Annotated in this window: 19 protein-coding genes; 15 read left to right on the top strand and 4 right to left on the bottom strand. The window is 61.8% G+C overall.

Going from position 1 to position 22640, the window contains the following annotated elements; all coding sequences use genetic code 11:
• The first annotated feature begins 138 nt into the window (after window positions 1-138).
• Complete coding sequence (locus tag QRN42_RS06230) at window positions 139-1167, top strand: TerC family protein (protein ID WP_284978399.1); 1029 nt, start codon at window positions 139-141, stop codon at window positions 1165-1167.
• Between the two features lie 70 nt (window positions 1168-1237).
• Here the strand turns inward: QRN42_RS06230 and QRN42_RS06225 are convergent, their stop codons facing one another.
• The 4 genes from QRN42_RS06225 to QRN42_RS06210 are packed head-to-tail and all read right to left on the bottom strand — an operon-like array spanning window position 1238 to window position 7061.
• On the bottom strand, window positions 1238-2596 hold the full coding sequence (locus tag QRN42_RS06225; protein WP_284978398.1) for an alpha/beta fold hydrolase: 1359 nt from the start codon (window positions 2594-2596) through the stop codon (window positions 1238-1240).
• Window positions 2589-3101, bottom strand: coding sequence for a GNAT family N-acetyltransferase (locus QRN42_RS06220; RefSeq protein WP_284978397.1), 513 nt, complete (start codon window positions 3099-3101; stop codon window positions 2589-2591). The genes QRN42_RS06225 and QRN42_RS06220 overlap by 8 nt, the downstream gene beginning before the upstream one ends.
• 44 nt (window positions 3102-3145) lie before the next feature.
• Complete coding sequence (locus QRN42_RS06215; protein WP_284978396.1) at window positions 3146-4516, bottom strand: CoA transferase; 1371 nt, start codon at window positions 4514-4516, stop codon at window positions 3146-3148.
• Between the two features lie 10 nt (window positions 4517-4526).
• Window positions 4527-7061: a DEAD/DEAH box helicase gene (locus QRN42_RS06210; RefSeq protein WP_284978395.1), complete on the bottom strand. Its 2535-nt coding sequence runs from the start codon at window positions 7059-7061 to the stop codon at window positions 4527-4529.
• Window positions 7062-7131: 70 nt separating this feature from the next.
• Here QRN42_RS06210 and QRN42_RS06205 point away from each other — a divergent pair, with 70 nt between their 5' ends.
• The 14 genes from QRN42_RS06205 to secG all read left to right on the top strand — a co-directional run bounded on the left by QRN42_RS06205 (window position 7132) and on the right by secG (window position 22531).
• Window positions 7132-7911 (top strand): trans-aconitate 2-methyltransferase, encoded by a 780-nt coding sequence (locus tag QRN42_RS06205; RefSeq protein ID WP_284978394.1) that lies wholly within the window; start codon window positions 7132-7134, stop codon window positions 7909-7911.
• A 139-nt stretch (window positions 7912-8050) separates the two neighbouring features.
• Window positions 8051-8431: a GntR family transcriptional regulator gene (locus QRN42_RS06200; RefSeq protein WP_284974753.1), complete on the top strand. Its 381-nt coding sequence runs from the start codon at window positions 8051-8053 to the stop codon at window positions 8429-8431.
• Between the two features lie 85 nt (window positions 8432-8516).
• Window positions 8517-11444 carry an excinuclease ABC subunit UvrA gene (gene uvrA, locus QRN42_RS06195; protein WP_284978393.1) on the top strand — a complete coding sequence of 976 codons (2928 nt, stop codon included), beginning with the start codon at window positions 8517-8519 and terminating at the stop codon, window positions 11442-11444.
• A 111-nt stretch (window positions 11445-11555) separates the two neighbouring features.
• Complete coding sequence (locus tag QRN42_RS06190) at window positions 11556-12272, top strand: HAD hydrolase-like protein (protein WP_284978392.1); 717 nt, start codon at window positions 11556-11558, stop codon at window positions 12270-12272.
• Window positions 12259-12927: a lysophospholipid acyltransferase family protein gene (locus tag QRN42_RS06185; RefSeq protein ID WP_284974750.1), complete on the top strand. Its 669-nt coding sequence runs from the start codon at window positions 12259-12261 to the stop codon at window positions 12925-12927. The genes QRN42_RS06190 and QRN42_RS06185 overlap by 14 nt, the downstream gene beginning before the upstream one ends.
• A gap of 32 nt (window positions 12928-12959) precedes the next feature.
• On the top strand, window positions 12960-14975 hold the full coding sequence (gene uvrC, locus QRN42_RS06180; RefSeq protein WP_284978391.1) for an excinuclease ABC subunit UvrC: 2016 nt from the start codon (window positions 12960-12962) through the stop codon (window positions 14973-14975).
• 125 nt (window positions 14976-15100) lie between these two features.
• Window positions 15101-16024 (top strand): RNase adapter RapZ, encoded by a 924-nt coding sequence (rapZ, locus tag QRN42_RS06175; protein WP_284974748.1) that lies wholly within the window; start codon window positions 15101-15103, stop codon window positions 16022-16024.
• Complete coding sequence (locus QRN42_RS06170; RefSeq protein ID WP_284974747.1) at window positions 16024-17040, top strand: gluconeogenesis factor YvcK family protein; 1017 nt, start codon at window positions 16024-16026, stop codon at window positions 17038-17040. Before rapZ ends, QRN42_RS06170 begins: the two co-directional genes overlap by 1 nt.
• Window positions 17041-17049: 9 nt before the next feature.
• Complete coding sequence (whiA, locus tag QRN42_RS06165; protein ID WP_284978390.1) at window positions 17050-18030, top strand: DNA-binding protein WhiA; 981 nt, start codon at window positions 17050-17052, stop codon at window positions 18028-18030.
• A gap of 173 nt (window positions 18031-18203) precedes the next feature.
• A complete protein-coding gene (locus tag QRN42_RS06160; protein ID WP_284974745.1) occupies window positions 18204-18827 on the top strand; it encodes a superoxide dismutase in 624 nt (207 codons plus the stop codon).
• 270 nt (window positions 18828-19097) lie between these two features.
• Complete coding sequence (gap, locus tag QRN42_RS06155) at window positions 19098-20108, top strand: type I glyceraldehyde-3-phosphate dehydrogenase (protein WP_284974744.1); 1011 nt, start codon at window positions 19098-19100, stop codon at window positions 20106-20108.
• Window positions 20109-20117: 9 nt separating this feature from the next.
• Window positions 20118-21344, top strand: coding sequence for a phosphoglycerate kinase (locus tag QRN42_RS06150; RefSeq protein ID WP_284978389.1), 1227 nt, complete (start codon window positions 20118-20120; stop codon window positions 21342-21344).
• Window positions 21345-21421: 77 nt separating this feature from the next.
• The gene (gene tpiA, locus QRN42_RS06145; protein WP_284978388.1) at window positions 21422-22237 is read left to right on the top strand and encodes a triose-phosphate isomerase; all 816 of its coding nucleotides are present in this window, start codon (window positions 21422-21424) and stop codon (window positions 22235-22237) included.
• A 36-nt stretch (window positions 22238-22273) separates the two neighbouring features.
• Window positions 22274-22531, top strand: a complete 258-nt coding sequence (gene secG, locus QRN42_RS06140; protein WP_284974741.1) for a preprotein translocase subunit SecG — start codon at window positions 22274-22276, stop codon at window positions 22529-22531.
• The last annotated feature ends 109 nt before the right edge of the window (window positions 22532-22640 follow it).

Here is a 22640-nt window from a genome sequence, read left to right as displayed (position 1 = left end):
ATCCCAAGCGCTACGTCCGTCAGCACGCAAGGCATGGATGCCTCGCCGGACTTAGTGGGTCGCCAGCGGTGCAGTCAATGCATCCAGCAGGCCGGAGAGACTTACACCGCTTTCCCGTACCCTGCGAAAGGCCCTGTAATGGAGCTCCCCTTCTGGTTCGAGATCGGCTCATTCGTCGTCCTCGGAATCATTTTGCTGATTGACCTTCTCCTGGTGCTCAAGCGCCCCCACGCACCTTCAATGAAGGAAGCCGGACTGTGGGTCGGTTTCTACGTTGCCTTGGCGATGATCTTCGCCGCTGCAATGTTCTACTTCACCGGCCCGGAATACGGCGGCCAGTTCATCGCCGGCTGGGTTACTGAGTACAGCCTGAGTATCGATAACCTGTTCGTCTTCATCATTATCATGGCGCGCTTCTCGGTGCCCCGGAAGTATCAGCAGGAAGTGTTGATGGTAGGCATCATCATCGCGCTGGTACTTCGCGGAATCTTCATAGCCTTGGGCGCTGTGGTTATTGAGCAGTTCAGCTGGATCTTCTACATCTTCGGAGCCTTCCTTTTGTGGACGGCCTGGAAGCAGGCGCGCGACACTGGTGAAGACGAGGAGGAGGGCGCCGAAAACCCGCTGATTGCCCGTCTACGCCGCGTGTTGCCGATGTCCGAAAAGTTCGACGGCGGCAAGCTCCGGACCGTGGTTGGGGGCAAGAAGGTTTTCACGCCCATGCTGATCGTTTTTGTGACCATCGGCCTCACTGACCTGCTGTTCGCCGTCGACTCCATCCCGGCGATCTTTGGCCTCACTCAAAGCGCTTTCATCGTGTTTACGGCCAACATTTTCGCCCTGATGGGCCTACGTCAGCTGTATTTCCTACTCGGTGGGCTGATGACGCGTCTGGTTTACCTCAAGCACGCCTTGTCAGTGATCTTGGCCTTCATCGGCGTCAAGCTGGTCCTCCACGCGATGCACGTCAACGAGCTTCCGTTCATCAACGGAGGCCATCACATCGCGTGGGCACCTGAGATTCCGACGTATGTCTCCTTGGCGGTCATCATGGGCACCATCGTCGTGGCCGTCATCGCCAGTTTGATGAGTCCAGCAGCCCGCCAGGCGAAGCTGGACGCGCGCCTGGAGGAGGACGCGAAGAAGAGTCACAGCCAAGCGGATTAGCCCGCATCAGCCGGTACGCAGCAGCGGCCGCGCACCAATGTGTGCACGGCCGCTGCTGGTCGGTCCTGGCTTAGGAGGCTGACCGGACCAGGGCCAAGAGACGCCCGAAAATACCTTCACCGTCTTCGCCGATGCCGTCGTGGTGGAAGTCGCCGGTCACCCAGCGTTCCAGTCCATGGACGGCCGCTGCTGTTTCCATTGAAAGCGCATGATCCACATAGATGTCGTCTTTATAGACTGCCGCCGCAACCGGGACGGTGTTCGCGGCCAGTTGACGACGGTCGTACAGCGGGCCCCAGTCGTCCTTTTCGGCCAGCAATGCAGCAACCTCGCGGAAGGGAACCAAGGCCGGATCCTGCTCGAAGTACCACGGATACACCATCTCGCCGGTTAGTAGTGGTGACTCCGCATCGGGCTGGAATTCCCCGAACTCCTCCAGCACCCGCCAGGCCGCCCAGCTAGTGGCCTGGCCTTGCCCATAAATAGACTCGTGCATAACGGCGTAGAGCGGATTTGCCGCTCGGCTGACCAGCCCCCGGACTTGTTCCAGAAATGCCTCGGACAGCCGAGGCCCTTCCGGTGTGGTGATGAAAGCGTCTTCCAGCAGGTAATGCAATGCATCAACCCGGGCGTTGCCGCCCAGGAATGAGCCCACCATTTGGAATCGCTCGGGGGTCAACCGCTCGCCGCTGGCCAGGTATTCCGGGACGTCCCGAAGATGGCGCATGATGCGGTTGACCTCGTCACGGTCCTCGGGGTACCAGGAAAAGTACTCGGAATTCCTGGCCGCTACCCTGCGAAAGGTTGCTTGGTACACACGATCAGCAGCGCCGTGCAGGGGAGCAAGGCCGCCGGTGATGAGAACTTCCCGTAAACCACCGGGTGCGAAAGACAGATACGTTAGGGCGCAAAATCCGCCGAAGCTCTGCCCCAACACCGACCAAGGCGCCGAGCCCAGCGTGCGCCTTATGTGCTCGGCGTCCGCCACGATCGAGTCAGCACGAAAATGCGTCAGGTATTCCGCTTGGGCCGCGGCGTTCCCGCGCAGTCTTAGCGACTGGTACTCCACCGGAGTGGACAGGCCAGTTCCACGCTGGTCCAGCATCAGGATACGGAACTCTTTGGCCGCGGCTTTCATCCAGCCGGACAGGGAAGTAACCCTGTTCCCGCGTCCGCCCGGGCCTCCTTGGAGAAACAACAACCACGGCAGGTTTTCGGCCTCTTCCGGAGTGTGCTGCGTGGATGAATATTCGCGCGCGAACACGGTGATGGTCTCGCCGTCGTTGTCCGGCCGGCCATTGCTGGCAGGTGCGTGTACCAACGGCACCGTGAAGTAGTGCTCGACCGTGCGGAGACCACGGAATTCGTGGCGGCCCCGGATCAGGTGACCTTCAACCACCTGCTCTTCGGTCAGTTGGCCTTCAGCCACGAGCGAGGGCCGCGGAGGTCTGGGCCGCGGACGCGCCGTAGGATGCCAGCGCTTCACCGGTCAGCCGGAAAGTGGACCACTCATCCATGGAGTACGCGCCGAGGTTCTTGTAGAAGTTGATGGAAGGCTCGTTCCACTTAAGTACGCTCCACTCGACGCGTGCATAACCGCGTTCGACGGCGGTGGCGGCCAAGTGCTGGAGCAGGGCCTTGCCGTGTCCTTCCCCTCGCGCATCCGGCTCCACATAGAGGTCCTCGAGGTAGATGCCGTGAACTCCCTCCCAGGTGGAGTAATTCAGGAACCACAGGGCGAAGCCCTGAACGGTCCCGGCCGAGTTCTCGGCCATGGTGGCATACACCCGGGGGTTCTCACCGAAAAGTGCGTCCGTGAGCATGGCAGGGGTGTTTTTTACCGCGTCCGGTTCCTTTTCATAGATCGCCAGATCATGGATCATGCGCAGGATCGCGGGGATGTCTTCAACGGTTGCAGGACGGATTACACTCATGCACCGAGCTTACTAGGGCAAGCCGAAGGGCAAGCCGGCGCAACTCACCACCAAGCAAGCGCGGACGAACCGTAGCTGACCGGCGGTTTAGTGAAGGCGAGCTGGACGCCGTCGACAAGAAGGGGAGGCCCGACGAAGCGTAGACGGCCGTAGTGGCTATCCAGGAAGTGGTACTCCGGCTCAGGCATACTTTCAGCCGGGACGGAACAATTGGCCGGTGTCAGGCGATAGAGTTCCTCGGCTGTGCGCGCCAACGACAGTCGAGCAGCGCCCCCCACCCCAGTGACGAGCCTTTCCGCCAACAGAGCCAGCACCGCAGCGGCCAAGCCGTAGCCCGTGGCGTGGTCAAGGGCTTGGACGGGCAGCGCTCCGGGCCTCCAGCCGTTTTTAGCTTCCGTTCCGTACTGGGCCGCGATTCCGCAGGCCGCCTGCACCAGGCTGTCAAAACCACGGCGTCCGTCCCATGGGCCACCACGGCCCCAGGCGCTCAATGTCGCAACCACGGTTCCGTGGTTCCGGGACATCAGGGAGTCCGGGTCCAATCCGAAACGCTGCAATGCGCCATCGCGATATCCGCTCACCACGACGTCGGCAGAGGCCACAAGTGCCTGCACCCGTTCCACAACGCGATCGTCGCGGAAGTCAGCCACCGTGCTGCGCTTGTTGAATCCTGAATCAATGAACGCATCAGGCAGTTCAGGGATGGAGGGGGGATCGATGCGGAGGACGTCTGCGCCCAATGCAGCAAGGACGCGGGTAGCCGTGGGGCCGGCGATGACCCGGGTCAAGTCCAAGACTTTGAGGTGCGCCAGCGGTGTCATGGGGTCTGTTGACGGAAGCCACGACGACGGGCGATGCTCCCCGGATTTCGGTGGAGGGATGAAACTGATCCAGGGCCCGGAGCGTGCCGCTTGGTACATCGGGCTCATGAGCCATTCCCTGCGTGTCCGTACAGCAGCGGCTACACCACCGGCCGCCACAATGGCGTGCTCTGCATCCACCGCTGCCTGGGACAGCAGGGCGCGCACCACACCTTCAGGGTCCGAGGCACCAACTGCGGCCATCAAGGCGGCGGCGTGGTGCGGGTAATTGGCATGGAGCCGGATCCAGCCGTCTAAGGTTTGCCGGAATCCTGACATGGGTCCAAAGCTCTGTGGCTCTCGCCCGTCAACTCGCAGGTGTGCCAGCGAATTGAAGGCAGCCGAGGCCGCAGAGGACGAGACCGTGTACCTTTCCGCCGCGCCGGTCAGGGCGTCCAGTGCGGTTGCGGTGGCCTGCACGGCACCCAAGGCAAGACCTTCGACGTCGAGCGGTCCATCCCACCAGCGTCGCGGACCTGCAACCGGCGCCGGTGGCTGCCCATCAAGGGCAGCCAACTGGCGGAGACTGGCGGTGAGGTCCGGAACTGAAGCCACAGCTCTGGTCCTAGAGCCTGTTCACGTCCGTGACGCGGACTGCTGCCGTTCCGGTTTCATCGGAGGCAGCCAGGTCGATTTCCGCGGAGATTCCCCAGTCATGGTTGTGGGCTGGGTCGTCGAAGATTTGGCGGACCTTCCAGATGCCGGGTTCTTCGGTGATGATCAGGAGCCCGGGCCCCCGGGCATCGGGACCGGTGCCAATGTCGTCGTGTTCGTCGAAATAGTCGTCCAGGACTTCTTCCCAACGCTCGGCGTCCCAGCCGGCCTCGGCATCCAGTTCACCCAAGGCGGCCGAATCCTCGTCCGCGAAGAGCTCCACCCTGCGGAACATTTCGTTCCTGACCATCACCCGGAATGCCCGGGCATTGGACGTCAGGGACGGCGGCAGCGGCGGCGGAGCATCGTGCGGAGTGGGGGTGAGGCCGGAAGTGAGCTCTTCCCATTCGTCCAACAGGCTGGAGTCCACTTGGCGCACCAGTTCACCCAGCCATGCAATAAGGTCCTCAAGGTCCTCGCGGAGCAAGTCTTGGGGGACGGTCTGCCTGAGGGCGCGGTAGCCGTCAGCGAGGTATCGCAACACGATGCCCTCGGAGCGGGCCAGGCCGTAAAACTGGACAAACTCGCCGAAGTTCATGGCGCGCTCGTACATATCCCGGATGATCGATTTCGGTGCCAGCTCGAAGTCTCCCACCCAAGGCGCGGCTTTCCGGTAGACCTCGAACGCCTCGCCGAGTATCTCCGCCAAGGGCATGGGGTAGGTGACCTCGTCCAGCAGGGCCATGCGTTGGTCGTACTCCATACCCTCGGCCTTCATTGCCGCCACGGCCTCGCCGCGTGCTTTCTTCTGTTGGGCCGAGAGTATCTGACGTGGCTTTTCCAGTGTGGATTCGATGACCGAAACAACGTCAAGGGCATACGACGGCGACTCCGGGTCCAAGAGCTCGAGCGCGGCCAAAGCGAAAGGCGAAAGGGGCTGGTTGAGGGCGAAGTTTGCTTGCAGGTGCACTGTCAGCCGCACAGACCGGCCCTCGGCGTCGCGCTCATCGTCCGGGATGCGTTCCACAACCCCCGCGGCCAGGAGTTCCCGGTAGATTCCGAGTGCCTTCTTCATCAGCTTCAACTGGGCCGGACGGCTTTCATGGTTTTCAGTGAGCAAGCGGCGCGCTGCGTGGAAGGGGTCTCCGGGCCGTTCCGTGAGGTTCAGCAGCATGGCGTGGGAAACGGAGAAGCTGGAGGTGAGGGGATCCGGGACGGACTCCACCAGTCTCTTAAACGTAGGTTCGCCCCAGGACACAAAGCCCTCTGGCGGCTTCTTCTTGACCACTTGCCGGAGCTTCTTCTGGTCATCGCCGAACTTGGCAGTGGCCTTGGCTATGGCTTTGGTGTTTTCCACCACGTGCTCCGGCGCCTGCACCACCACCGTGCCCGCGGTGTCGTAACCCGCCCTGCCGGCACGGCCGGCAATTTGGTGGAACTCACGGGAGTTGAGCACCCGGGTGCGTACGCCGTCGTACTTGCTCAATGCCGTGAGCAGCACGGTTCGGATGGGGACGTTGATGCCCACACCCAAAGTGTCGGTACCGCAAATCACTTTCAGGAGGCCGGCCTGTGCAAGCTGTTCCACCAAGCGCCGGTACTTCGGCAGCATGCCGGCGTGATGCACGCCTATGCCGTGCCGGACCAGCCTGTTGAGGGTCTTGCCGAACCCGGCGGCGAAGCGGAAACCCGCGATGAGCTCGGCGATCCGGTCCTTTTCGTCCCGGCTGCACATATTGATGCTCATCAGGTTCTGGGCGCGCTCGATCGCTTCGGCCTGACTGAAATGCACCACATAGACCGGCACCTGCTTGGTGGCGAGAAGTTCTTCCAACGTCTCGTGGACCGGGGTCAGGTGGTAGTAGTAATGGAGCGGAATGGGTCGTTCAGCTGAGCTGACAGTAGTTGTTGCGCGCCCCGTGAGCTCGGACAGTCCTGCTTCGAACCGGGATACGTCCCCGAGGGTGGCGGACATTAACAGGAATTGGGCCTGTGGCAGTTCCAGCAGCGGTACTTGCCACGCCCAGCCGCGCTGCGGATCAGAGTAGAAATGGAATTCGTCCATGATCACAACGCCCAGTTCCGCTGCAGCGCCCTCGCGCAAGGCAATATTGGCCAGGATCTCGGCCGTGCAACAGATGATGGGCGCGTCTTGGTTAACCCCTGAGTCTCCCGTAATCATGCCAACGTTTTCCGCCCCAAAAATCTCGCAGAGGGCAAAGAACTTTTCCGATACCAATGCCTTGATCGGTGCGGTGTAGTAGCTGCGACGGCCGCGGGACATTGCTTCGAAGTGGGCGGCTATAGCTACCAGGGATTTACCCGAGCCGGTGGGGGTGGCGAGGATGACGTTGGCACCTGAGGCAAGCTCCATGATGGCCTCGTCCTGGGCTGGGTAAAGCTGCAGCCCCCGGCTTTCGGTCCATTCCACAAAACGCGTGTATATCTCGTCGGGCCCAAGGGAATCGGCATCGGCGGAACCGGGAAGCTGCTCAAGAAGTTTCATTGGTTTCCAGCTTAGTGCCCGCACGGTTTAGGCTCAGCCCAAGAGTGATGGGTGAGCGAGGGGGCTTTTCGTGAAATGGGATCCGGCCGTTTACAGGCAGTTCGGCGATCATCGGGACCGGCCGTTCCATGACCTCCTTGCCCGGGTAGGGGCGGACCGGCCGCACACGGTGGTGGACCTCGGATGCGGTACCGGCCACCTGACTGCCACTTTGGCTGCCCGCTGGCCGGATGCCCGGATTGTCGGGGTGGATTCCTCGGAGGAGATGCTTTCCAAGGCCCGGGCCGATGCGGCCGTGACCCGCTACGTGGAATTTCAACTGGGTGATATCTCGGAGTGGGAGCCCGATGCAGAGACCGACGTGGTGGTGACCAACGCCGCGCTCCAGTGGGTACCGGGACACGAAAAGATGCTGGCGGACTGGTTGCAGGCGCTGAAGCCAGGCGCTTGGTTCGCCCTTCAGGTGCCGGGCAATTTCACCTCCCCATCGCATGTCTTGATGCGGCGGCTCGCCGAGTCCGCCCGATGGCGAACACGCTTGGGTGGGGTGCTGAGGCACGATGGCGCTGTTGCCGCCCCGTCCGATTACCTTGGCATCATGCTCGACGCCGGATGCGAGGCTGACGCTTGGGAAACCACCTACCAGCAACTGTTGCCCGGGGAGAACCCCGTCCTTGAATGGGTGCGGGGGACTGGGCTGCGGCCTGTCCTCGCTGCCTTGACGGGGGAGGAAGCCGCAGAGTTCGAACAGGAATACTCAGAGCTGCTCCGGGATGCGTACCCGGCCACAGCGCACGGAACGGTGTTCCCGTTCCGGCGCATCTTCGCAGTGGCCCGTAAGGGCTCATGAGCATGTCGGGTGGTAGACCCTTGTTCCAGACCGCCGTCTTGTCCCGGGCCGCCGTCGCTGGTCTAATTCTTGGCATGGATGAAGGTAGTTTCGTGCCGCCGCAGGGCGGGTCCGCGTCAAGGCCGGGCCGGGGCCCGCGATGAGCCCGGCGGACGATTTCCCGGGCACATGGCGCCCAAACTCCAGCAGTGCGGTCGCCCTCTTTGACCAACTGAGGCTTCGCATTATCGAGCTGGTCGACTCCGGGGTGCTTGCCGTCGGCGCCAAACTGCCTCCGGTGCGGAACCTCGCCGGCGCGTTGGACGTGGCGCCGCATACGGTTGCCCGCGCCTACAAGGAATTGGAGGCTGCCGGCGTCGTCGCTACCCGGGGCCGCAATGGAACCATCGTGTGCCCGAGGGATGACCGTTGGGGCGCGCTGGCAAGTGTTGCCGCTGAATACGCTGCGGCGTCCAAAGCCCAAGGTGCCTCCTTTGCCGAAGCAGTCCAACTCCTGGCAGCCGCCTACGATGCGGACTGATCCCGGCCGATGCGGACCCGTACCCGCCAGTAGCGTGTGAGGAACGACATGGAAATTCGAAGAAGTTTTCGATTAGCATTGGTAGGTGCCCAAAGCCTTAGCTGACGATACAGCCCTCGAATCCCTCACCAGCGTTTCCGTTGTTGCCGAAACCAAGCCCTCCCGGCCGGACCTGTCCCGCTTGGTGGTCAAGGGTGCTCGGGAACACAACCTGCGCAATGTGGATCTGGATCTGCCCCGGGACGCCATGATCGTGTTTACGGGCCTCTCCGGTTCAGGTAAATCTTCCTTGGCGTTCGACACGATCTTTGCTGAAGGGCAGCGCCGGTACGTCGAGTCCCTGTCCGCCTACGCGCGCCAGTTCCTGGGCCAGGTAGACAAACCGGACGTCGATTTCATCGAAGGCCTGTCGCCCGCTGTGTCGATCGACCAGAAGTCAACGAGCAAGAACCCCCGCTCCACGGTGGGGACAATCACGGAGATCTACGACTACATGCGGTTGCTCTGGGCCCGCGTCGGCCGCCCGCACTGCCCCGTGTGTGGCGAGCCCATCAGCAAGCAAACTCCGCAGCAGATCGTCGACCAACTCCTGGAACTGGAGACGGGCACGCGTTTCCAGGTGCTGGCGCCGGTGGTTCGTGGGCGCAAGGGCGAATTCGTTGAGCTCTTCAAGGAGCTGACGGCCAAGGGGTACTCCCGCGCCCGCGTGGATGGGGAGCTTATCCAACTCAATGATGCTCCCAAGCTCGGAAAGCAGTTCAAGCACACCATCGAGGTTGTGGTGGACCGCTTGGTGGTCAAGGAGGGAATCAGCCAGCGGCTCACGGATTCCGTGGAAACAGCACTGGGCCTGGCAGAAGGCCGCGTCCTGGTTGAATTCGTTGATGTCGACGCCGATGACCCCGCCCGTATCAGGGCCTTCTCGGAAAACCTGGCGTGCCCTAACGAACACCCGTTGGCCATTGACGAAATCGAGCCCCGCTCCTTCTCATTCAACAATCCCTTCGGCGCTTGTTCGGCGTGCAGTGGCATCGGGACCAAGCTGGAAGTGGACGAGGAACTGATTATCCCCAACCCTGAGCTTTCACTCGGGAGGGGCGCCATTGCGCCATGGGCGCTCGGAACAGCCACCACCGAATACTGGACCAGGCTCCTGGAAGGGCTGTCCCACGAGCTCGGCTTTTCCATGAAGACCCCGTGGGAGAAGCTCTCCAAGGATGTGCGGAACACGGTTCTTCACGGCAAGGACCACAAGGTTGTTGTCCAGTACAAGAACCGTTTTGGCCGCGAACGTAAATACAGCACCGGATTCGAAGGCGCCATCCAGTACGTGCACAGGAAGCACGGCGAAACCGATTCGGACTGGGCCCGGGACCGCTACGAAGAATACATGCGGCAGGTACCGTGCCCCGCATGCAACGGCGCGCGCCTCAACCCGGCGTCGTTGTCAGTGCTCATCAACGGCAAGTCCATCGCTGAGGTCGCAGCATTGCCTATGCGGGATTGTGCGGCTTTCCTGGGCGGCTTGACACTTACGGACAGAGAGGCCCAGATTGCCAACCAAGTCCTGAAGGAAATTCAAGCGCGGCTTACCTTCCTTCTCGACGTCGGTTTGGAGTACCTGAACCTTGAACGGTCATCGGGAACCTTATCCGGCGGTGAGGCACAGCGCATCCGGTTGGCTACCCAGATCGGGTCTGGACTTGTGGGTGTCCTCTACGTCCTGGACGAACCGTCCATCGGGTTGCATCAGCGCGACAACCGTCGGTTGATCGAAACCTTGACCAGGCTCCGGGACCTCGGCAATACGCTGATTGTTGTCGAGCACGATGAAGACACCATCCACGAGGCGGACTGGATCGTTGACATCGGCCCCGGCGCCGGTGAGCACGGTGGTCAAGTAGTGCACTCAGGCACCTACAAGGACCTCCTGGCCAACACGGAGTCCTTGACGGGTGACTACCTGTCCGGCCGGCGTCGAATCGAGATTCCCGCCAAGCGTCGCAAATACGACAAAAAGCGTGAGTTGAAGGTGATCGGGGCCAAGGAGAACAACCTCGACAACGTTGATGCCACGTTCCCGCTGGGGCTCTTCACCGCCGTGACAGGAGTCAGTGGCTCCGGTAAGTCCACGTTGGTCAATGAAATCCTGTACAAGGTTCTCGCCAATAAGCTCAACGGTGCCAAGCAGGTAGCGGGCCGCCACCGGAGCGTTGCCGGCCTCGAACACCTGGACAAAGTAGTGCACGTCGACCAAAGCCCCATTGGACGTACCCCACGGTCCAACCCGGCCACGTACACGGGAGTCTTTGACAACATCCGCAAACTGTTTGCTGAGACCACAGAGGCGAAGGTCCGGGGATACTTGCCCGGTCGCTTCTCCTTCAACGTCAAGGGCGGACGCTGTGAGGCCTGTTCGGGCGACGGCACGCTGAAGATCGAGATGAACTTCCTCCCCGATGTCTACGTCCCCTGTGAAGTGTGCCACGGGGCCCGGTACAACCGGGAGACCCTTGAGGTTCATTACAAGGGGAAGACCATTGCGGACGTCCTCAACATGCCCATCGAAGAAGGCGCTGAGTTCTTTGCAGCGTTCACTCCGATTGCCCGGCACTTGAAGACGTTGGTGGACGTGGGCCTGGGTTACGTCCGGCTTGGGCAGCCCGCTACCACCCTCTCCGGCGGCGAGGCGCAGCGCGTCAAGCTCGCTGCGGAACTTCAGAAGCGCTCCAATGGTCGCAGCATCTACGTTTTGGATGAGCCCACAACCGGCCTGCACTTTGAGGACATCCGGAAGTTGCTGATGGTTCTCCAAGGCTTGGTGGACAAGGGCAACACGGTCATCACCATTGAACACAACCTGGACGTGATCAAGTCCGCCGACTGGATCGTGGATCTGGGACCTAACGGCGGTTCGGGCGGTGGCAAAATTGTCGCAACCGGCACCCCGGAACAAGTAGCAAAGTCAGCAGATAGCCACACGGCTGCGTTCTTGGCCGAAATTCTGGGATAAGAACAAAACGCTGCCCCTGTTTTTCGCCAAAGGAATATCTGCGGAGACCGAAGTATTCCGGTAGCGGCATGCGAGTTTCAAGCATGCCGCTACTCGTGAGAAACTAAGCCGGTGACTCAAACAATGGTGCCCGTAATATTCGATCTGGACGGCACCCTCGTCGATCCAGCCGGCGGTATTACGGGAGGAATAGCGGCGGCCCTCGAAGAGCTGGGCCTACCGGTTCCGCAGCAATCCGTTTTGAATTCCATGGTGGGACCGAAACTGAGCGATTCCTTGCTCCATCTGGCCAATGTGCCCGTCGAATTAGTGGATGAGATCATCGCGCGCTATCGGGTCCACTACAGGCAGTACGGAATACCCCAGAGCACGCTGTACCCCGGGGTATACGACCTCCTTGAGTCCTTTGCACGCGCTGGACGTCCGGTGGCCGTAGCCACCCAAAAGCCACAAGCACTGGCCCGGCTCGTCCTGGAGCACCACGGAATTGCCCGCTTCTTCGTGACAATCCAAGGCGCCGCGGATGACGAGTCCGTGGCCGCCAATTCGGCGCCAGGCAAGGTCGAGATAGTTGCCGCAGCATTGGCGGGCCTCAACCCCCAAACAGCTGTGATGGTGGGGGACCGGCACCAGGACGTCGCAGGAGCGATGGCGAACGGCTTGGATTGCATCGGTGTGAGCTGGGGGTTCGCCCCCGATGGTGAACTTGTGGAAGCCGGAGCGGTCGCCGTCGTCGACACGGCGCTGGAACTGCGGCGAGCCATCGAAGAATTGGACGCTGTCCGAGTGGCGGCCTTGAGCGAGGTGCACAACGATGGCAGTCTTTGATGCGATTCGGTGGACCACCCGCGGATTGGTCTCCTCCACCTGCCGCCCCACTGTCATCGGACTGGAGAACGTCCCCCAAGAAGGTCCGTTCATCGTCGCACCCAACCACCTGTCGTTTTTGGACAGTGTGATCGTGCAGGCTCTCATGCCGCGCCCTGTTGCCTTCTTTGCCAAGGCCGAGTACTTCACCACCAAGGGCATTAAGGGCGCCGTCATGAAGTCCTTCTTCGAGGCGGTCGGGTCCATTCCCGTTGAACGTGGTGAGCAGGCCGCGAGCGTGCAGGCGTTGAAGACGCTCCTGGATATTCTGGAGTCCGGGAAAGGGATCGGTATCTACCCCGAGGGCACCCGGTCTCGCGACGGAATCCTTTACCGCGGGCGCACCGGCGTCGGTTGGCTCGCCCTGACCACGGGAGCGCCCGTCATTCCGGTAGGCCTTATCGGCACCGAGAAGCTCCAGCCTGCGGGGAAGAACGCCGTCCGCCCGCAGCACTTCACCATGAAAGTTGGCGAACCGCTGTACTTCGAGAAGACCGGTCCGGACCACTCGTTGCCGGCCAGGCGCGAAGTGACGGACAAGATCATGGACGCCATCGCCTCGCTCAGCGGACAGGATAGGTCCACGAGCTACAACCAGAGCAAAACGGTCGACTAATGCCCCTCGCCGGGGACTACTAGACTGGAACCGTGGCAGATCCAGCAAGTTACCGACCCCAAACGGGGGAAATTCCCACCACTCCAGGCGTCTACAGGTTCCGCGATCCCCACGGTCGGGTCATCTATGTGGGAAAGGCCAAGAACCTTCGGTCACGGCTGAACTCATACTTCGCCAACCCCGCCGGTCTTCTGCCTAAGACCCACGCCATGGTCCACGCTGCCAGCAGTGTTGAGTGGACGGTGGTAGGCAGTGAGCTCGAATCACTCCAGCTGGAATACACCTGGATCAAAGAGTTCAAGCCCCGCTTCAACGTGGTTTTCCGGGATGACAAGACGTATCCGTACCTCGCCGTCACCATGGGGGAGAAGTTCCCTCGGGTACAGGTCATGCGCGGTGAGCGGAAGAAGGGCACCAAGTATTTCGGTCCCTATACCGCCGGAGCCATCCGCGAAACCATGGACACGCTGCTACGGGTATTCCCCGTCCGCAGCTGCAGCGCAGGGGTTTTCAAGCGGGCGAACGCCAGTGGACGCCCGTGCTTGCTGGGGTATATCGACAAATGCTCTGCTCCTTGCGTTGGCCGGGTAACTCCCGAAGAGCACCGCGATCTTGCGGAGGACTTTTGCTCCTTCATGGGCGGTGAGGCCAAGCGCTTCATCAGCCGGCTGGAGAAGGACATGGCCGCAGCGGTAGCGGAGCTCGACTACGAACGCGCCGCCGGCCTCCGGGATGACATCATCGCCCTGCGAAAGGTCTTCGAACGGAACGCCGTGGTTCTTGCCGAGGATACGGACGCCGACATCTTCGCTTTGCATGAAGACGAACTTGAAGCCTCTGTCCAGGTTTTCCATGTCCGAGGCGGACGGGTCCGTGGCCAACGGGGCTGGGTGGTGGAGAAGGTGGAGGATGTCACGACGCCGGAACTCATCGAGCACTTGCTGCAGCAGGTATATGGGGAAGACAGCGAAGTCCAAGGCCGTCTCCCCCGGGAAGTGCTGGTGCCTGAAAACCCGAGCAACCATGAGGAATTGATGGAGTGGCTTAGCGGGTTGCGGGGTGCCAAAGTGGACATTCGGGTGCCCCAACGCGGGGATAAGGCCGCTTTGATGTCAACCGTGAGAGACAACGCCGAGCAGGCATTGAAATTGCACAAGACGCGCCGCGCCGGTGACATCACCGTGCGTTCGGTGGCTCTGCAGGAACTGCAGGAAGCCCTGGAGCTGCCTGTTCCGTTGTTGAGGATCGAGTGCTACGACATCTCCCACGTCCAAGGAACCAATGTGGTGGCGTCCATGGTGGTGGTGGAGGACGGGCTGCCCAAAAAGTCGGATTACCGGAAGTTTTCCATCACAGGCCCAGCGGCTTCAGATGACACCGCGGCCATGCACGACGTACTGACGCGTCGGTTCAGGCACTACTTGACTGACAAGGCAGCACAAGTTCCGGTCGTGTCCGGCGAGATCGTGAACCCCACGCGGGCAGGCGCCCAGAGCGCTACGGAAGTTTCGACGTCGGACCCCTCCATGCCCGCGCCGAAGGCCAAGTTTGCCTATCCGCCCAACCTGGTGGTGGTTGACGGTGGCCAACCCCAGGTAAACGCCGCGGCCCGTGCCCTTGCCGAGCTGGGGATCGACGACGTGTACCTGGTGGGCCTCGCCAAACGGCTCGAAGAGGTCTGGCTGCCCAACAGCGATTTCCCCGTCATTTTGCCGCGGACGTCCCAGGGACTGTACTTGCTCCAGCGCATCCGGGATGAGGCCCACCGCTTCGCCATCACGTTCCACCGGCAAAAGCGTGGCAAGGCCATGACGGTGTCGGCTTTGGACGGTGTGCCGGGGCTCGGCGAAGCGAAACGCAAGGCGTTGATTGCCCAATTTGGGTCCCTCAAAAAGATCAAAGCAGCGTCCGTTGCCGAGCTCACCTCCGCGAAAGGCATCGGGCCTACCTTGGCCGCGGCAGTCCTCGAGCACCTTGGATCCAGTGATGAAGCCGACGATGTCGTTCCAGCGGTCAACATGACCACCGGCGAAATCCTCGAATCTTAGCTAGGGTAAGAAATCTTAGCTAGGGTAAGAACCTGGCCAGTGGAGACCACAGGCCAGGGCGTCATGCCATGTCAGAAGGCGGTACAAGCTGCAAACGATCACTTCCGATGAAACGGGGACAACTGATGGATGAGGCAACGGCCGGATTCGGTGCCGAGCAGGAGGACCTCACACCAGTGAAGCCGCCGGAGGCACAGCTTTTGGTGGTGACCGGGATGTCCGGGGCAGGACGAAGCACCGCCTCTGACGCCCTGGAGGACCATGGCTGGTACGTGGTGGACAACCTGCCCCCGCAGATGCTGGGGACGTTGGCAGAGATCGTTTCCCATGCGCCAAAGTCGATTCCCAAGCTCGCCGTCGTGGTCGACGTCCGGAGCAAGGATCTCTTCACCGATATCCAAACCGCGTTGGGCGCCTTGAGCGCCAGCGGAGTCTCCTTCCGTGTCCTGTTCCTCGACGCCAACGACGAAGTCCTGGTGCGCCGGTTCGAACAGGGCCGGCGGCCGCACCCGCTGCAGGGTGGAGGCCGGATTCTCGATGGCATCGGAGTGGAGCGCGAAGTCCTCCGCGAACTGCGCGAGCATGCGGACGTCGTCTTGGACACGTCGGACTTCAACGTCCATGGACTTGCCACGGCCATCACGGAGCTCTTCAGCGACACGGGGCCGGTGACGCTGCGGTTGAACGTCATGAGCTTCGGCTTTAAGTACGGCTTGCCGGTGGATGCGAACTTTGTGGCGGACGCACGTTTTATCCCGAATCCGCACTGGGTTCCGCAGCTTCGTCCGCACACAGGACTGGATGCCGATGTCAGCGCGTACGTTCTGGGTGCTGATGGTGTCCAGGAATTCGTGGACCGCTACGTGCAGGCGCTGGAGCCCGTCCTTGACGGCTACCGCCAGGAAAACAAGCATTACGCCACCTTGGCTGTCGGTTGTACCGGCGGCAAACACCGTTCCGTGGCGGTCGCCGTCGAACTGTCCAAACGGCTCGCCCAATTTCCGCGCGTGACGGTGACCACCGCGCACCGCGACCTGGGACGCGAGTAGTGGGTGTCCTGACCGGGCCGCTGCCGCTTATCCCTCCGAAGGGCGTGCCCGGCAGCCAGCAGAAGAAGAGTCCCTCGGTGGTCGCCTTGGGCGGCGGCCACGGACTGGCCGCCTCCTTGTCTGCCCTCCGGTTGTTGACTTCCGAATTGACGGCCATCGTCACAGTAGCGGACGACGGCGGCTCTTCCGGCCGCTTGCGGGACGAGTACGGCGTCCTGCCGCCGGGGGACCTGCGGATGGCGCTGAGTGCGCTCTGTGACGACACCGACTGGGGCCGAACGTGGCGGGACGTGATGCAGCACCGGTTCGACACAGGCTCTGCCAAGGGCGGATCGTTGGATCACCACGCGATGGGCAACTTGCTCATTGTTACGCTCTGGGAGCTCTTGGGCGATGCAGTTGCGGGCCTCAAGTGGGCGGGTGCCCTGTTGGGTGCGCGCGGTCAGGTTCTTCCGATGTCCAGCGTGCCCCTGACTATTGAGGGGCACGCCCGGGTGGACTTGGGCGACGGGCGGCACGAGCTTCAGCTGGTCCGCGGCCAGGCCAAGTGCGCGGTCGCCGGAAAGCTGGAGGACGTGCGGCTGCTTCCAGAGGACGCGCCTGCCTGCACGGAGGCTTTGACGGCCATCGAATTGGCGGACTGGGTGATCCTGGGACCGGGTTCGTGGTATACGTCGGTGCTTCCGCACCTCCTCCTGCCCGAACTCCGGCAGGCACTCGGTGACACCGCGGCCAAGCGGTGCTTGACCATGAACCTCGACGTCGAAACCAAAGAGACATCCGGCATGACTGCGGCGGATCATTTGGACGTTTTACGCCGGTATGCACCGGAGTTCAGCGTCGACGTCGTCCTGGCTGATCCTGCCGCAATCCAGGATCTCAAGGCTTTCGAGAAGGCCGCCGGGATGATCGGTGCCGAGGTGGTGTTGGGTAGAGTAGGGGCGTCGAGGCGCCGCCCCGTCCATGATCCACTGCTGTTGGCAGCGGCGTACCACGATATTTTTGGGAACAGTTAGGAACACGCGATGGCACTTACTGCGTCGGTCAAGGACGAACTGTCCCGGCTGGACATCAAAAAATCCTCGGTCCGAAAGGCTGAGGTTTCGGCAATGCTGCGGTTTGCGGGCGGATTGCATATCATTTCGGGGCGCATCGTGATCGAGGCCGAAGTCGACCTGGCTTCCACCGCCCGCCGCCTCCGGGCGGCCATCGCCGAGGTTTACGGCCACCAGAGCGAAATCATTGTTGTCTCAGGAGGCGGACTGCGGCGGGGTAGCCGCTACGTGGTCCGGGTGGTGCGTGATGGCGAGGCGTTGGCACGCCAGACAGGGCTCCTGGATGGACGCGGGCGCCCGGTACGCGGGCTGCCGTCCGTGGTGGTTAACGGTTCGGCGGCCGATGCAGAGGCCGTTTGGCGCGGTGCGTTCCTGGCCCACGGCTCCCTCACGGAACCGGGACGTTCCTCCTCCTTGGAAGTCACGTGTCCTGGTCCTGAATCGGCTCTTGCTTTGGTAGGGGCTGCGCGGCGGCTCGGCATCCAGGCCAAGGCACGGGAAGTGCGCGGCGTGGACCGCGTTGTGATCCGTGACGGTGACACGATCGCAACCCTCCTGACACGGATGGGCGCCCATGACGCGCTGATGGTTTGGGAAGAGCGTCGGATGCGTAAGGAAGTCCGGGCCACTGCCAACCGCCTTGCCAATTTCGACGACGCCAACTTGCGCCGCTCTGCCCAAGCGGCTGTTGCAGCGGGCGCCAGGGTGGACCGGGCCCTTGAGATTTTGGGCGACGACGTTCCGGACCACCTCAAGTACGCCGGAGAATTGCGGGTGGCCCACAAGCAGGCGAGCTTGGACGAATTGGGACGGCTCGCCGATCCGCCGATGACCAAGGACGCCATCGCCGGCCGGATCCGGAGGCTGTTGGCCATGGCAGACAAGAGAGCAATTGATCTTGGCATCCCGGGTACGGAGGCAAATGTGACTCCGGAAATGATGGACGAGTAGACCCCACCCATAGAATCGGAGAGGTGCGGAGGAAATACTGCGACGCCGCGGTCGGTTGTCCCCGTTGGCGGCGGAGAAGGTTTCTTCCCCAGGGTTTCCTGCCGGTTCGCCGGTTGGATGAACACAACGAGAGTTACCAACCCGGACTTCGGTCCACAACATTGGAGGATTTCGTGACAGAGTACGTTCTGCCGGAACTTGGCTACGATTACGCAGCACTTGAGCCGAACATCTCGGCAAGGATCATGGAGCTGCACCACAGCAAGCACCACGCTGCCTACGTTGCAGGCGCCAACAATGCACTTGCCCAGCTCGCAGAAGCCCGCGACAAGGGTGACTTCGCGAACATCAACCGTCTGTCCAAGGACCTTGCGTTCCACACCGGTGGACACATCAACCACACGGTCTTCTGGAACAACATCTCCCCGGACGGCGGGGACAAGCCGGAAGGCGAGCTCGCAGCTGCGATCGATGACGCCTTTGGCTCCTTCGACGCTTTCCGTGCACAGTTCAGCGCTGCGGCGCTGGCGCTGCAGGGGTCCGGCTGGGCCTTCCTGGCATACGAACCCATTGGCGGCAACCTGGTCATCGAACAGCTTTACGATCAGCAGGGCAATGTTGCAGTGGGCACCACTCCGTTGCTCATGCTCGACATGTGGGAGCACGCCTTCTACCTGGACTACGTCAACGTCAAGGCAGATTACGTCAAGGCTTTCTGGAACATCGCCAACTGGGCCGACGTCGCCAAGCGTTTCGAGGCTGCCCGCACCAACGCCACGGGCCTCATCGTTCTGTAGCTGGTGAGGCCGCATTCACGCAGATGTAACAAAAGTCACTATTTGCGCGAATTTGGACCGAATGCTGAAAAGCCTGCCCCCGCAGTTGCGGGGGCAGGCTTGGTTAAACGTAAGATGGATCACGGAAGGCGGTTAGCCTTCAGCAATGTGGCTGGTCGCCCTCCGATCTGATAATCACCTCTGCCCAAAGACGTGCGGGGTCTGTTAGTTGGAAATGTTTATCCGACTCACTAGGCGTGCTTGCAAGAGCACCAAGGAGATTGACACATAGTGACCACCCGAATTGGTATCAACGGCTTCGGCCGCATCGGCCGTAACTACTTCCGCGCAGCGCTGGCCCAGGGCGCAGACCTTGAGATCGTCGCCGTCAACGACCTCACCAGCCCCGAGACCCTCGCCCACCTCCTCAAGTACGACTCCGTCGGTGGCCGCTTGGCCCAGACGGTGGAAGTTACGGACGGAAACCTGGTTGTAGACGGCAAGTCCATCAAGGTTCTCGCTGAGCGCGATCCCGCAAACCTTCCTTGGGGCGAGCTGGGTGTGGACATCGTTATCGAGTCCACCGGCTTCTTCACCAAGGCCGCTGCTGCGCAGAAGCACATCGACGCCGGCGCCAAAAAGGTCCTGATCTCCGCCCCCGCCAGTGGTGAGGACATCACCATCGTCATGGGCGTGAACCACGAGCTCTACGACCCCGCAGCCCACCACATCATTTCCAACGCGTCCTGCACCACCAACTGCCTGGGCCCGCTGGCCAAGGTAGTCAACGACGCCTTTGGCATCGAGCGTGGCTTGATGACCACCATTCACGCTTACACCGCTGACCAGAACCTGCAGGACGGTCCGCACGGCGACCTCCGCCGCGCCCGCGCCGCAGCAATCAACATGGTTCCCACCTCCACCGGTGCCGCCAAGGCCATCGGCCTGGTTCTCCCGGAGCTCAAGGGCAAGTTGGACGGTTACGCCATCCGGGTGCCGGTCCCGACCGGTTCGGCCACCGACCTCACGGTCACGGTGTCCCGCGAAGTTTCCGTTGAGGAAGTGAACGCTGCCCTCAAGGCAGCCTCGGAGTCGGAGCAGTTCGCCGGCATCCTGAGCTACACGGATGCACCGATCGTGTCGTCCGATATCGTTGGTGACCCCGCTTCCTCCATCTTCGACTCGGGCCTGACCAAGGTCATCGGCAACCAGGTCAAGGTCGTCTCCTGGTACGACAACGAGTGGGGTTACTCCAACCGCCTCGTAGACCTCACGGAGCTCGTCGCAGCCAAGCTGGGCTAGGGTAGACACATGACATCTCACACCCTCAACGAACTCATCGCTGAAGGTGTCCGCGGGCGGTACGTTCTGGTCAGAAGTGACCTGAACGTGCCGCTCGACGGCTCTACAGTGACCGATGACGGCCGCATCAAGGCGTCCCTCCCGGTCCTTAAGAAGCTCTCGGACGCCGGTGCCCGTGTGCTCGTAACCGCCCACCTCGGACGCCCCAAGGGCTCCCCTGAGGACAAGTACTCGCTGAAGCCCGCTGTGACCCGCCTCGCTGAACTCGCCGACTTCACGGTGCACCTCGCCGCGGATACGGTCGGAGAATCCGCCAAGGAGCACGCCGCCCTCCTGCAGGATGGGGAGGTGCTCGTCCTTGAGAACGTGCGCTTCGACCCCCGGGAAACTAGCAAGGACGACGCCGAGCGGGGCGCCTTCGCGGACGAACTCGTGGCCCTCACCGGAGACAACGGTGCATTCGTGGACGACGCATTCGGTGCCGTTCACCGCAAGCACGCCAGTGTCTACGACGTCGCGACCCGGTTGCCGTCCTACCAGGGCGATCTCGTGCACACCGAAGTGGAAGTCCTCAGGAAGCTCACCACCGACACCCAGCGTCCCTACGTTGTGGTTCTTGGCGGTTCCAAGGTCTCCGACAAGCTGGCCGTTATCGACAACCTCCTTGGCAAGGCAGACACCATTTTGGTGGGTGGCGGCATGCTGTTCACCTTCTTGGCCGCAGCAGGCCACAAGGTAGCAGGCAGCCTCTTGGAACAAGACCAGATCCCGGTGGTCCAGGACTACCTCGAACGCGCCTCTGCAGCCGGAACGTCTTTCGTGATCCCGACGGATGTGGTAGTCGCCAGCGCCTTTTCCGCCAGCGCGGATCACGAGGTCGTCAAGGCCGATGCTATCGAGGACAGCGCCTTCGGCGCCTCGGGCATTGGCCTGGACATTGGTCCCGAATCCGCGTCCGCATTCGCGGCACAGATCGCCGGGGCCAAGACTGTGTTCTGGAACGGGCCCATGGGCGTGTTCGAGTTCGAGGCCTTCGCAAACGGTACGCGTGCCATTGCACAGGCCTTGACCGAGACGGAAGCCTTCACCGTTGTCGGCGGTGGCGACTCCGCCGCTGCCGTGAGGACCCTCGGCTTCGAAGACTCCCAGTTCGGCCACATCTCAACAGGCGGTGGCGCCAGCTTGGAATACCTTGAAGGCAAGGAACTTCCCGGGCTCAGCGTCCTGGACCGCTAGCAATTTATTGGCCGGCAGGATGCCTTCGCGTCCTGCCGGCTGTGCACACCCCTCAAAACGCATTCATTGGAGCTCATGTGACTACCTCTGCCAACGGCGCATTTGTCCGTAAGCCGTTCATCGCCGGCAACTGGAAGATGAACATGGACCACGTCCAAGGCATCACGTTGCTGCAAAAGCTCGCTTGGACGTTGTCAGACGCCAAGCATGACTACAACCGCGTTGAAGTCGCCGTATTCCCTCCCTTCACCGATCTCCGAGGGGTGCAGACCCTGGTGCAGGGCGATGAGCTGGACGTTGTTTACGGAGGCCAGGACCTTTCCCAGTTCGACTCGGGAGCCTATACCGGAGACATCTCGGGGCAGTTCCTTGGCAAGCTGGGTTGCTCTTACGTCCTCGTGGGCCACAGTGAGCGCCGCACCATCCACAATGAGACCGACGAGGTCCTGAACGCCAAGGTCAAAGCCGCGTTCCGCCACGACGTCGTCCCGGTCCTGTGTGTTGGGGAGGGGCTGGAAGTCCGCCAGGCGGGTACACACGTAGAGCACACCTTGGCCCAGTTGCGTGCCGGCGTGGATGGCCTCACAGCCGAGCAGGCGTCGGAGCTGGTGGTTGCCTACGAGCCAGTGTGGGCCATCGGAACCGGGGAAGTCGCCGGTCCTGAGGATGCACAGGAGATGTGCAACGCCCTCCGTGCCGAGCTCGCCAAGCTTTTCGATGAGAGCGTCGCTGCCAAGACCCGCTTGCTGTACGGCGGTTCCGTCAAGGCAAACAACGCGGCCGCAATCATGGCGGAAAGTGACGTGGACGGATTGCTTGTGGGTGGCGCCAGCCTTGACGCCGCTGAGTTTGCTAACATTGTCAGGTTCGAGAGCCACCTCGTCACGGACTAGTCCGGCTCCCGTTTTCCGCTTCTTCGAAAGGCCGTCGTGGACGTTCTTCAAGTCATTCTGCAGATCCTGCTGGGTATCACCAGCCTTCTGCTGACGCTGCTCATCCTCCTGCACAAGGGGCGTGGCGGCGGTTTGTCCGACATGTTCGGTGGCGGCATGAGTTCGGGGTTGAGTTCGTCCGGTGTGGCCGAGCGAAACCTGAATCGCTTCACCATCATCCTTGGTATCACATGGGGTGTTGTGATCATCGGACTTGGTTTGATCATGCGCTTCTCCTCGGGCGGTACCTCCTAACCACTCGGGTCAGGGGAGGTTCCTTCGGGAGCCTCCCTTTTTTCATGCCGCAAATTGTTTAAACAACGACGCTCCAGCCCGACGCCAGGGCGTCGTGGCTGGAGCGTCG

Origin of the sequence: Arthrobacter sp. fls2-241-R2A-200 (genome assembly GCF_030209745.1) — a bacterium.
In the GTDB taxonomy this organism is placed as follows: domain Bacteria; phylum Actinomycetota; class Actinomycetes; order Actinomycetales; family Micrococcaceae; genus Arthrobacter.
Note: the sequence above shows the minus strand (reverse complement) of the source record. Positions and strands in the feature narration are given on the sequence as shown.

What these genes read in the sequence shown, in the direction of transcription:
- QRN42_RS06230 (WP_284978399.1), top strand. Translation starts at nt 139, where the DNA reads ATGGAGCTCCCCTTCTGGTTCGAGATCGGCTCATTCGTCGTCCTCGGA.
- QRN42_RS06220 (WP_284978397.1), bottom strand. Translation starts at nt 3,101, where the DNA reads ATGAGTGTAATCCGTCCTGCAACCGTTGAAGACATCCCCGCGATCCTG.
- QRN42_RS06210 (WP_284978395.1), bottom strand. Translation starts at nt 7,061, where the DNA reads ATGAAACTTCTTGAGCAGCTTCCCGGTTCCGCCGATGCCGATTCCCTT.
- QRN42_RS06200 (WP_284974753.1), top strand. Translation starts at nt 8,051, where the DNA reads ATGAGCCCGGCGGACGATTTCCCGGGCACATGGCGCCCAAACTCCAGC.
- QRN42_RS06185 (WP_284974750.1), top strand. Translation starts at nt 12,259, where the DNA reads ATGGCAGTCTTTGATGCGATTCGGTGGACCACCCGCGGATTGGTCTCC.
- rapZ (WP_284974748.1), top strand. Translation starts at nt 15,101, where the DNA reads ATGGATGAGGCAACGGCCGGATTCGGTGCCGAGCAGGAGGACCTCACA.
- whiA (WP_284978390.1), top strand. Translation starts at nt 17,050, where the DNA reads ATGGCACTTACTGCGTCGGTCAAGGACGAACTGTCCCGGCTGGACATC.
- QRN42_RS06150 (WP_284978389.1), top strand. Translation starts at nt 20,118, where the DNA reads ATGACATCTCACACCCTCAACGAACTCATCGCTGAAGGTGTCCGCGGG.